Source organism: Hydrogenophaga sp. (assembly GCF_028698005.1).
Taxonomy (GTDB): domain Bacteria; phylum Pseudomonadota; class Gammaproteobacteria; order Burkholderiales; family Burkholderiaceae_C; genus Hydrogenophaga.
The window spans coordinates 3,597-14,443 of the sequence record NZ_JAQVEJ010000068.1; the positions used below are offsets into that span (position 1 = coordinate 3,597).

Annotated in this window: 9 protein-coding genes; 1 reads left to right on the forward strand and 8 read right to left on the reverse strand. The window is 65.9% G+C overall.

The window, feature by feature from the left end:
* The 8 genes from PHQ87_RS08615 to PHQ87_RS08650 form a co-directional block, all read right to left on the reverse strand.
* Positions 1-1,460 (reverse strand): aldehyde dehydrogenase (locus PHQ87_RS08615; RefSeq protein WP_300233071.1); only part of this gene is annotated, 1,460 nt, incomplete at its 3' end.
* A gap of 63 nt (positions 1,461-1,523) precedes the next feature.
* Positions 1,524-2,360 carry an ABC transporter permease subunit gene (locus PHQ87_RS08620; protein WP_300233055.1) on the reverse strand — a complete coding sequence of 279 codons (837 nt, stop codon included), beginning with the start codon at positions 2,358-2,360 and terminating at the stop codon, positions 1,524-1,526.
* A 15-nt stretch (positions 2,361-2,375) separates the two neighbouring features.
* Positions 2,376-3,278, reverse strand: a complete 903-nt coding sequence (locus PHQ87_RS08625; protein WP_300233057.1) for an ABC transporter permease subunit — start codon at positions 3,276-3,278, stop codon at positions 2,376-2,378.
* Positions 3,279-3,298: 20 nt separating this feature from the next.
* Positions 3,299-4,393: a polyamine ABC transporter ATP-binding protein gene (potA, locus tag PHQ87_RS08630; RefSeq protein ID WP_300233059.1), complete on the reverse strand. Its 1,095-nt coding sequence runs from the start codon at positions 4,391-4,393 to the stop codon at positions 3,299-3,301.
* A gap of 92 nt (positions 4,394-4,485) precedes the next feature.
* Positions 4,486-5,661, reverse strand: coding sequence for an extracellular solute-binding protein (locus tag PHQ87_RS08635; RefSeq protein WP_300233062.1), 1,176 nt, complete (start codon positions 5,659-5,661; stop codon positions 4,486-4,488).
* Positions 5,662-5,805: 144 nt separating this feature from the next.
* On the reverse strand, positions 5,806-7,245 hold the full coding sequence (locus PHQ87_RS08640) for an aspartate aminotransferase family protein (RefSeq protein ID WP_300233064.1): 1,440 nt from the start codon (positions 7,243-7,245) through the stop codon (positions 5,806-5,808).
* A 27-nt stretch (positions 7,246-7,272) separates the two neighbouring features.
* A complete protein-coding gene (locus PHQ87_RS08645; protein ID WP_300233066.1) occupies positions 7,273-8,634 on the reverse strand; it encodes a glutamine synthetase family protein in 1,362 nt (453 codons plus the stop codon).
* A 68-nt stretch (positions 8,635-8,702) separates the two neighbouring features.
* Positions 8,703-9,503 carry a gamma-glutamyl-gamma-aminobutyrate hydrolase family protein gene (locus PHQ87_RS08650; RefSeq protein ID WP_300233068.1) on the reverse strand — a complete coding sequence of 267 codons (801 nt, stop codon included), beginning with the start codon at positions 9,501-9,503 and terminating at the stop codon, positions 8,703-8,705.
* Between the two features lie 304 nt (positions 9,504-9,807).
* Between PHQ87_RS08650 and PHQ87_RS08655 the strand changes: the two genes are divergently transcribed.
* A partial coding sequence (locus tag PHQ87_RS08655; RefSeq protein ID WP_300233069.1) for a TonB-dependent receptor plug domain-containing protein occupies positions 9,808-10,847 on the forward strand: 1,040 nt, incomplete at its 3' end.

Below are 10,847 nucleotides of genomic sequence, written 5' to 3' on the forward strand. Positions count from 1 at the left end.
ATCCAGGTGGTTTTTATCTCGGTGTACTTGTCGAACGCGTGCAGCGACTTGTCACGCCCCACGCCGCTTTGCTTGAAGCCGCCGAACGGCACGGTGATGTCGTCCTCGTCGTACTGGTTGACGTGCACCGTGCCGGCGCGCAGCGCGCGCGCTACGCCATGCGCCTTGTTGATGTCGCGCGTCCACACGGCCGCCTGCAGGCCGTAGACATTGGCGTTGGCCTGGCGGACCACATCGGCCACGTCGGTGAAGGACAGCACCGAGAGCACCGGGCCGAAAATCTCCTCGCGCGCGATCGTCATGTCGTTGCGCACACCGTCGAAGATGGTGGGCTGCACATAGCAACCACCGGCCACCGGCGCCACGCGCTCGCCACCGGCCAGCAGCTTCGCACCTTCGTTCTTGCCCGACTCGATGTAACGCAGCACGGTGGCCAGTTGCGTCTCATCGACGATCGCCCCCATCACCGTGTCCTTGTCCAGCGGATTGCCCGGCTGATAGGCCGGCACCTTGGCCAGGGCCTTCTCCAGAAAGGCGTCCTTGATCGAGGCCTCGACGAACAGGCGTGAAGGCGCATTGCAGCTCTCGCCCTGGTTGAAGAAGATCGACCCGACGGCGGCCTCGACCGCGGCGTCCAGGTCGGGGCAGTCGGCGAACACGATGTTCGGCGACTTGCCGCCGAGCTCGGTCCAGGCGCGCTTGAGGTTGCTTTGCCCGGCCATCACGTGGATCTGCTTGCCCACCCGCGTGCTGCCGGTGAAGGCGATGCAGTCCACGTCCATGTGCAGGGCCAGCGGGCTGCCGGCCTCGGGGCCGTAACCGGGGACGACGTTGAACACGCCCGGCGGAATGCCCGCCTCCAGCGCCAGTTCGGCCAGGCGCAGCGCCGTCAGCGGGCTCTTCTCCGAGGGTTTGAGCACCACCGAATTGCCCGCGGCCAGGGCCGGTGCGATCTTCCAGGCCGCCATGATCATGGGGTAGTTCCAGGGCACGATCACGCCCACCACACCCACCGGCTCGCGCGTGATCAGCGCCAGCGCGGTGTCGGGCGTGGGCGCGATTTCGTCGTACACCTTGTCCACCGCCTCGCCGTACCAGCGGATGCAATTGGCCGCGCTGCGCACATCGACACCGCTCGCGTAGCGCACGGGCTTGCCCATGTCCAGCGTCTCGGTCAGCGCCAGCGCTTCGCCGTTCGCCTCGATGAGCTCGGCAAAGCGGATCATGGCGCGCTTGCGCTGCGCGGGCGACTTGCCGGCCCAGCGGCGGTCCTCGAAGGCGGCACGCGCCGCGGCCACGGCGGCGTCGATGTCGGCGGCGCCGCAACGCGCCACCGGGGTCAGCAGCCGACCATCCACCGGCGACAGGCAGTCGAAGGTCTGGCCATCGCGGGCGGCGACGCGCTCACCGTTGACAAAGGCGCGGCCATCGAAGCGCAGGGTGGGGGTATCGTTGGTCATGGCGTTCAGGCTTTCTTTCTCTCGGGTGGTCATACCGACATGCTACGCTGGCCAGGGAACCGGTCAGGCCCGCGCCGCCGCCGCCATCTCGCGCTCCCGCTTGCGTGTGGCGCGCGCCACCCACAGCGCATACCCCACGATGACGATGGTCACCGTGGTGATCAGCAGCGTGGCCGCGGCGTAGATGGTGGGATTGATGCCGCGCCGGGCATAACCGAAGATCACCTGCGGCAGCGTGTTCACCCCGGGGCCGGAAAGGAATTCGGCGATCACCACGTCGTCGAACGAAAGCGTGAACGCCAGCAGAAAAGCCGCCAGGATGGCCTGGAAGATGTTGGGCAGAGTGACCAGGAAGAACACCTGGTGCGGCCGGGCACCGAGGTCCATGGCGGCCTCCTCCAGGCTGCGGTTCATCTCCAGCAAACGGCTCTGGATCACCACCACGCCGTAGGCCATCCCCAGCAGGGTGTGGCCCAGGATGATGGTGAGCATGCCGCGCTGCGGCCAGCCAAAGGCGTTCTGGGCACCCACGGCCAGCAGCAGCAGCGACAGGCCGATGACCACCTCGGGCATCACCAGCGGCGCATTGACCATGCCCGAAAAGATGGTGCGGCCCAGAAAACGCCGGTAGCGCACCAGCACGAACGCGGCGAAGGTGGCCAGCACGGCCGAGAGCACACCGGTGATGGCCGCCACCTTCAGCGACAGCCAGAAACCCTCGACGATCTTGGTGTCGCGCGTGAGCGCTTCGTACCAGCGCAGCGAGAAACCGGTGAAGCGCGCGTCCTGGCGTGTGCTGTTGAAGCTGAACACGATCATGAACAGCAACGGCGCGTACAGGAATGCGTACACGGCCAGCAGCCAGAGCTTGCCGACGTGTCTTTCAAGAAAAGCCTTCATCGCGATGCCCTCCGCCTACTGGTCTTCGCTGGTGTAGTGGTAGTAGATGCCCAGTGGCACCACGATGACCGCGATCATCACCACCGCCAGCGCCGTCGCCTTCGGCCAGTCGTTGGCGGTGAACATCTCGTCCCAGACCACGCGCCCGATCATGTAGTTCTCGGGCCCGCCCAGCAGCGAGGGGATCACGAACTCGCCCACGCAGGGGATGAACACCAGCATGAAGCCCGCGATGATCCCGGCCTTGGACAGGGGCACGGTGATGAGCCAGAAGGCCTTGAAGGGCGTGGTGCCCAGGTCGTAGGCAGCCTCCAGCAGCCGGAAGTCCATCTTCACCAGGTTGGCGTACAGCGGCAGCACCATGAACGGCAGGTAGACGTAGGTCATGCCCACCAGCATGGAGACGTTGGTGTAGAGCATCTGGATCGGCTCGGAGGTCAGACCCAGGGACATGAAGAAGCGGTTGAGCACGCCGTTGTCGGCCAGGATGCCCTTCCACGCGTACACGCGCAGCAGGAACGAGGTCCAGAACGGCAGCATCACCATCAGCAGCAGCGCCGGCCGCACGCTGGCTGGCGAGCGCGCCAGGAAGTAGGCGAACGGGTAACCCAGCACCAGGCAGAAGATTGCCGTCAGCAGCGCGTAGCCGATCGAGCGCAGATAGGCGTCCACGTACAGCGTGTGAAACAGCGGCGCGCCCTCTTCCGTGCGGAAGATCGAAAAGTAATTCTCGTACTTGAGTTTGAGCAGGCCGGTGGTGCTGTCCCAGATCGGCTTGAACGGATGGATGTCCGTGCCCATGTCCACGAAGCTGATGTACAGCAGGATGAGGAAGGGCAGGAAGAAGAACACGAACAGCCAGACATAGGGCACACCGATGACGAAGCGCCGGCCTGGAATGGGAAGGGGAGAAGCCATCGCGTCGCTCCTTGAAACGGTCAGTCCCGCAGCACGACAGCATCCGTGTCGTCCCACCAGAAAAACACGTCGTCCTCCCAGGTGATGTCCAGCATTTCGTGGCGCGAGCCGTTGGGCTCGGTGATCTTGACCCGGGTGCCCTGCGGCGTGATGACGATGAAGGTGTTGTAGGAGCCGAAGTAGCCGATCTCCTTGACGCGCCCGGCAAACAGGTTGTGGCGCACGCCGGCCGGCCGCTCCTTGCCGATGCTGATCTTCTCGGGCCGCACGGCAATAGCCACCGGCATGTCCAGCGTGCCGCTGACACCGTGCCCGACGTGGATCTCGCCGATGGGCGTGCCGGCAGCGCAGCGGTCGGCCTCGTCCAGCGTGAGCTTGCCCTCGAACAGGTTGACGTTGCCGATGAACCCGGCCACGAAGCGGTTGGACGGGTATTCATAGATCTGCTGTGGCGTGCCCACCTGCAGCACCCGGCCCTTGCTCATGATGGCGATGCGGCTGGCCATGGTCATGGCCTCTTCCTGGTCGTGGGTGACCATGACCACCGTCACACCCACCTTCTCGATGATGTTGACCAGCTCGAACTGGGTCTGCTCGCGCAGCTTCTTGTCCAGCGCACCCAGGGGCTCGTCCAGCAGCAGCAGCTTGGGCCGCTTGGCCAGGCTGCGCGCCAGCGCCACACGCTGCTGCTGACCGCCCGAGAGCTGGTGCGGCTTGCGCCGGGCGTAGGGCGTGAGTTGCACCAGCGCCAGCATCTCGTCCACGCGCTGCTGGACCTCTGCCTTGGGCAGGCCTTCGCGCTTGAGGCCGAAGGCGATGTTCTCCCAGATGTCCAGGTGCGGGAACAGGGCATAGCTCTGGAACATCATGTTCACCGGCCGGTCGTAGGCCGGCCTGGCCACCAGGTCCTGGTCACCCAGCAGGATGCGCCCGGAAGTCGGTTTCTCGAAGCCGGCCAGCATGCGCAGCAGCGTCGACTTGCCGCAGCCCGAACTGCCCAGCAGCGCAAAAATCTCGCCCTTGCGGATGGACAGCGAGACCTCGTCAACCGCCACAGCATCGTCGAAGCGCTTGACCAGTTTTTCCGTCACCAGATAGCCGTCTTGCTCAGCCATGTGCGACCCCGTTTCTTGATGCTTGATGCAGTCCGAAAAAAAAGGGCTGCTCAACCCCGGGGATTGAACAGCCCTGCGTCCCGTGCAGAGGCTCAGCGACCGCGTTTGAAGGCGTTGTAGGTGTCGTTGAGAACGCCCGAGACCTCGTTGGAGAAGCCCCCCGTGGGGATCAGGCGCGCGGTGTCCTCGTCCGACAGGAAGATGGTCTTGTTGCCCTTGACCTCGTCCTTGATCAGCGGCAGCGCGGCCTTGTTGCCCGTGGGGTAGTTCATCTCGTTGGCCATGGCGGCGCCGTTTTCGGCGCGCAGGTAGAAGTCGATGAACGCGTGGGCGTTGTTCGGGTGCTTGGCATCCTTCGGAATGGCCATGGTGTCGATGAACACCAGACCGCCGGCGGTCGGCAGCAGCGGCACGATCTCGTCGGTGCCGCCGGTTTCCTTCACACGGTCGGCCGCGATGTTGATGTCGCCTGACCAGCCGACGAAGGCGCAACCCTTGCCACCGGCAATGTCATCGATCATGGTGCTGGAGAACAGGCGGATGTCCTTGCGCACCTTGGCCAGCAACTCGCCGGCGGCCTTGAAGTCCTCCGGATCCTCGCTGTAGGCGGGTTTGCCGACGTGGTGCAGCGCCACCGGCAGGATCTCGCTGGGCGAGTCGAGGTAGATGATGCCGCAACTCTTGAGCTTGCTGGTGTACTCGGGGTTGAAGACCAGGTCCCAGGAGTTTTCAGGCAGGGGCGCGCCGCCCAGCGCCTTCTCGACCTTCTGCTTGTTGATGCCGACGGTGGTGAAGCCCCAGCCCCAGGGGATGAAGTACTTGTTGCCCGGGTCGACGCCCGCGATCTTGGCCATGAACTCGGGGTCGAGGTTGGCGTAGTTGGCGATCTTGCTGCGGTCGAGCTCCTGGTACAGGCCGGCGTCGATGTGCTTCTTGCCGAAGCCGGCCGTGGGCACCACGATGTCGTAGCCCGAGTTGCCGGCCACCAGTTTGGCGTGCAGCGCCTCGTTGTTCTCGAAGGTGTCGTAGTTGACCTTGATGCCCGTCTCCTTCTCGAAGTCGGACAGCATGTTCTCGGTGATGTAGTCGGGCCAGTTGTAGATGTTCAGGACCTTCTCGTCATCGAGTACCGGACCGGCAGGCTTGGCCGCCTCGGCCGGTGCAGCCGCCACCGGCTCGGCCGGCGCGGCGGGAGCGGGCTCTTCCTTCTTGCCGCAGGCGGCCAGCAGGACCGCCGAGATGGCCAGGGCCAGGACTTGCTTTTTCATGTTGAAGCGAACTCCAGAAAGGTGGGTGGACAACGGTCGGGGACACGGCCGGCATGTCGGCCCGCTCACGCATCCCCAGCATCAGCAAAAATCAGGCCAACCACGCCCCTCTGCGGCAGCGTGATGTGCTGCGCTCCATTCTATTCAAGCCAGCCGTCCATTCGTGCGCAAATCTGCAAGTGTGGCGTCCAGGCAGCGGCGGATCAGCGCCACCATCTCGTCGATCTGGGCCCGCGTCATGGTCAGTGGCGGCGCGATGATCATGCGGTCGCCCACGGCGCGCATGATCAGGCCGTTGCGGAAGCAATGGCCGCGGCAGATCATGCCCACCGCCAGGTCCGGATCGAAGGTCTGGCGCCTGGCCTTGTCCTTGACCAGCATCAGGCCGGCCACGAAGCCGCAGGTCTCGGCCTCGCCCACCAGCGGGTGCTCCTTGAGCGCCTCGAACTGCTGGGCCAGGTAGGGCCCCACATCGGTGCGCACGCGCCCCGGCAGGTCTTCGCGCGCCATCAGCTCCAGGTTGGCCAGCGCCACCGCGCAGGCCACCGGGTGGCCGCTGTAGGTGTAGCCGTGGTTGAACTCGCCGCCCTTGTCGATCAGCACCCGGGCGACACGGTCACCCACCATGACGCCGCCCAGCGGGATGTAGCCGCTGGTCACGCCCTTGGCGAAAGTCACCAGATCGGGGCGCATGCCGAATTTCTCGTAGGCGAACCAGTGGCCCAGGCGGCCGAAGGCGCAGATCACCTCGTCGCTGATGAGCAGGATGCCGTACTTGTCGACGATGCGCTGGATCTCGGGCCAATAGGTCTCGGGCGGGATGATCACGCCACCGGCGCCCTGCACCGGCTCGCCGATGAAGGCCGCCACCTTGTCGGGGCCGATCTCCAGGATCTTGTCCTCCAGCCAGCGCGCCGCGCGCAGACCGAACGCCTCGCGGCTCTCGCCGCCCCGTCCGTGCTCCCCGTAGTGGGGCTGGTCGATGTGCACGATGCCGGGGATCGGCAGATCCCCCTGGGCGTGCATGGCGCCCATGCCACCGAGCGAGGCGCCGGCCATGGTCGAGCCATGGTAGGCGTTGTGGCGGCTGATGATGACCTTGCGCTGGGGCTGACCCAGCAGGTCCCAGTAGCGGCGCACCAGGCGCACGTTGGTGTCGTTGCTCTCGCTGCCGCTGGAGCTGAAGAACACATGTTCGAAGCGCCGGTCGCCAGCCGGTGGCGCGAGCGACGCGAGCTTTTCGGCCAGCTTCACCGCCGGGACGTTCGTGGTCTGGAAGAAGCTGTTGTAGAACGGCAGCGTCATCATCTGCCGATAGGCGGCGTCGGCCAGTTCCTTGCGCCCGTAGCCGGCGTTGACGCACCACAGACCGCTCATCGCGTCCAGGATCTTGTGGCCTTCGGAGTCCCAGACGTAGATGTCCTCGCCGTGCGTGATCACGCGCGCGCCGATCGAGGCCAGGTCGGCGTGGTCGGTGAAGGGGTGGAGGTAGTGCGCGCTGTCCAGCGCCTGGATGGCGCGGGTGTCGTGACGCTGCTCGCGCTGCACCAGCGCCGGCGGGGGAATCAGGGGGGATGTGCTCATGGTGGTCTCTTGTGGTGAAGCCGGGGGTCAGACGTGCAACAGGAGGTGCTCGCGCTCCCATGGCGAGATCACCTTCATGAACTCCTCGAACTCCAGTTCCTTGATTTCGGTGTAGATGGTCACGAATTCCTTGCCCAGCACATCGTGCAGGTCGGTTTCGCGCCGCAGCCAGTCCAGCGCCTCGCCCAGGCTGCGCGGCAGCGCATAGGGCGAGAGGTAGGCGTCACCCCGCATCTCCGGCTTGGGCTTGATCCTGTTCTTCATGCCCAGCCAGCCGCAGGCCAGCGTCATGGCCATGGCCACATAGGGGTTGGCGTCGGCACCGATCACCCGGTTCTCGACCCGCCGGGCCTGCGGCGGCGCGATCGGCGAGCGGATGCCCACGGTGCGGTTGTCATGGCCCCACTCGATGTTGATCGGCGCGGCCGTGTGACGCGACAGGCGCCGGTAGCTGTTCACGTACGGCGCCACCAGCGCCATCGCGGCCGGTATGTAGCGCTGCAGGCCGCCGATGTAGTGGAAGAAGGCCTCCGACGGTGAACCGTCCTCGTTGCTGAAGATGTTCTTGCCACTGGCCTTGTCCAGCACGCTCTGGTGCATGTGCATGGCGCTGCCGGGCTCGCCGGCGATCGGCTTGGCCATGAAGGTGGCGTACATGTCGTGGCGCAGTGCCGCCTCGCGCACCGTGCGCTTGAAGAAGAACACCTCGTCGGCCAGTTGCAGCGGGTGGTCGTGGAAGAAGTTGATCTCCATCTGGCCGGCGCCGATCTCGTGGATCAGCGTGTCCACGTTCAGCTGCATCTTGTCGCTGTAGTCGTAGATGTCCTCGAACAGCGGGTCGAACTCGTTGACGGCGTCGATGCTGTAGGCCTGGCGCGAGGTCTCGGCCCGCCCGCTGCGGCCCACGGGTGGCCGCAGCAGCGTGTTCGGGTCGGTGTTGCGCGCCGTCAGGTAGAACTCCAGCTCCGGCGCCAGCACCGGCTCCCAGCCCTCGGCGGCGTACAGGTCGCAGATGTGGCGCAACACGCTGCGCGGCGCATAGGGCACGAGCTTGCCATTGCGGTCGAAGCAGTCGTGGATCACCTGCGCCGTGGGATCGGACGCCCAGGGCACGATGCGCACCGTGGACGGGTCGGGGCGCAACTGCATGTCACGGTCGGTGGGCTCGACCACGTCGTAGTAGGGACCACTGGCCGGCTGTTCGCCGGTCACGCTCATGGCCACGATGGCGTGCGGCAGGCGCATGCCGCGGTCCTCGGTGAACTTCTCGCGCGGCAGGATCTTGCCGCGCGCCACACCGGTCAGGTCGGGCACGAGGCATTCCACCTCGGTCACCCGGTTCTGGTTGAGCCATTGCTCGAGATCATTGAAAGTCTTGGGGCTGCTCATGAGCCGGTTCCTTCACTTCTGTTCGGGGAGATGCAGATAGAAAGTGTGTGGTCGCCAGCGCAGCATACCTAACCCGGCCTGTGGCGCGCCAGATCGGCCGCGCGCAGGCGCAGGCTGCGGCGCTGGCGGCAGGCCTTGCCGAAGGCCTCGAAGAGGGCGGCGTAGAAGGGCGTCTCCCGGCAGCGCCACTCGGGGTGGAACTGCACGGCGTAGGCGAAGGTGCACGCGCCGCGCACGGCCACCGCCTCCACCAGGCCGTCCGGTGCATGACCCAGGGCCTCCAGGCCATCGGCCAGGCGGTGAATGCCCTGGCCATGCAGCGAGTTGACCATGGCCTGCGGCGCTCCGGCCCATTCCTCGAACACGCTGCCAGGCACGAAGCGCACGGCGTGGCGAGGCGCGTACTGCGTGTCGACAGGCGCTCCGGGCGGCTCGCGATGATCCATCAGGCCCGGCACCTCGTGCACGCGCTGGTGCAGCGTGCCCCCCAGTGCGACATTGATCTCCTGGAAACCCCGGCAGATACCCAGCAGCGGTACGCCCTCGTGGACGCAGGCCTTGATCAGCGCCAGCGTGAGCGAGTCACGCACCGGATCAAGTGGCAGGCTCGGGTCGGCCACCTCCTCGTTGAAATGGGACGGGTGGATGTTGGACGGCGAGCCGGTGAGCATCACGCCATCCACCAGCGACAGCAGTTGCTGGATCTGACCGGCGTCCGCCAGCGGAAACATGACCGGTTGCGCCTGAGCCCCCTCCTTGACCGCCCGTGCGTACTTGTCGCCCAGCAACAGAAAGGGCATCTGGTGTCCATGATCGCCCAGCAGGCGGTGGTCGGCGGGCAGCCAGACCATGCATGGCATTGTGTCCATGGTGTCTCCGGTTAGCCAATATGCAATCTGATCAGGACAAGGCCCAGCAACAAACGGGCCATCGCCATGCCTGCAGAGAATACCCGCTCGGCCGGGACAGCGGGGACGCAGGGACCCGCCCGCCCTGCTCCCGAAAAAGCAGACGGACCTTCCCGAAAATGTTTTTATAATTGCTAATAGGTCGCATTTACATTAATAATCTCAAAACCCGGTCTGGCAGGGTTCCTCGGCCCTGCCAGACCCCTTTCCGCCCTGTCGGCTCCCGTTGGCCGCCATGGCTTGTTCTATCCACACCTATCCGATCATGGCTTCGTCCGCTTCGTCACACCTGAGCATGCTTCCCTTCTTCGCGCTTCGACTGACCGCTGGTGCCGCCCTGAGCGCCTGCGCCAGCATGGCCATCGCCCAGAGCTCCGCGGCCGGTGGCAACACCCTGTCCGAGGTGGTGGTCACCGCCTCCGGCTTCGAGCAGGAGATCCAGCAGGCACCGGCCTCGATCTCGGTGATCACGCGCCAGGAACTGGAAACCCGCCAGTTCCGCGACCTGGCCGAGGCTCTGCAGGGCGTCGAGGGCATCGACGTGCTCGGCGGCACGGGCAAGACCGGCGGCCTGGACATCAGCATCCGCGGCATGCCCAGCGAATACACGCTGATCCTGATCGACGGCCGGCGCCAGAACGTGGCCGGTGACGTCACGCCCAACGGCTTCGGCGCCGCCCACACCAGCTTCATGCCGCCCGTCTCGGCCATCGAGCGCATCGAGGTCATCCGCGGCCCGATGTCCACGCTGTATGGCTCCGACGCCATGGGCGGCGTGATCAACATCATCACCCGCAAGGTCGCCAAAACCTGGGGCGGCAGCGTGGACGTGCAGGTTGGCCTGCCCGAGGCCGGCGAGGAAGGCAACCAGAGCAAGCTCAACGCCTACCTGAGCGGCCCGATCGTGGCCGACACGCTGGGCATCGCGCTGCGCGGCAACCTCTACCAGCGCGAGGCCTCCGAGCGCATGCTGGCCGGCACCGGCCGCGACCCGCGCCCGGGCAAGAGCGACCAGCACACCGTGGGCGCCAAGCTCACGCTGACGCCCAGCAAGGCGCACGAGGTCTGGCTGGACGTGGAGCAGGCCCGCTCCGAATACGACAACCGCGACGGCCGCCTGGGCACGCGCGACGCGCTCACCCCGTCCAATCCGTCCGGCTACGCCGACGAGCTCGAATTCAACCGCGACCAGTTCAGCATCGGCCACACCGCGCGCCTGGGCTTCGGCACCCTCGAGTCCAGCGTGATGCGCAGCGAGACCGAGACCGTGGGCCGCACCATCCCCGGCGCCGCCCTGCCGGCCGG

Excerpts from the sequence above, each read along its gene's own strand:
- PHQ87_RS08620 (WP_300233055.1), bottom strand. The coding sequence starts at position 2,360 with ATGAAGGCTTTTCTTGAAAGACACGTCGGCAAGCTCTGGCTGCTGGCC.
- PHQ87_RS08645 (WP_300233066.1), bottom strand. The coding sequence starts at position 8,634 with ATGAGCAGCCCCAAGACTTTCAATGATCTCGAGCAATGGCTCAACCAG.
- PHQ87_RS08640 (WP_300233064.1), bottom strand. The coding sequence starts at position 7,245 with ATGAGCACATCCCCCCTGATTCCCCCGCCGGCGCTGGTGCAGCGCGAG.
- potA (WP_300233059.1), bottom strand. The coding sequence starts at position 4,393 with ATGGCTGAGCAAGACGGCTATCTGGTGACGGAAAAACTGGTCAAGCGC.
- PHQ87_RS08650 (WP_300233068.1), bottom strand. The coding sequence starts at position 9,503 with ATGGACACAATGCCATGCATGGTCTGGCTGCCCGCCGACCACCGCCTG.
- PHQ87_RS08635 (WP_300233062.1), bottom strand. The coding sequence starts at position 5,661 with ATGAAAAAGCAAGTCCTGGCCCTGGCCATCTCGGCGGTCCTGCTGGCC.
- PHQ87_RS08625 (WP_300233057.1), bottom strand. The coding sequence starts at position 3,278 with ATGGCTTCTCCCCTTCCCATTCCAGGCCGGCGCTTCGTCATCGGTGTG.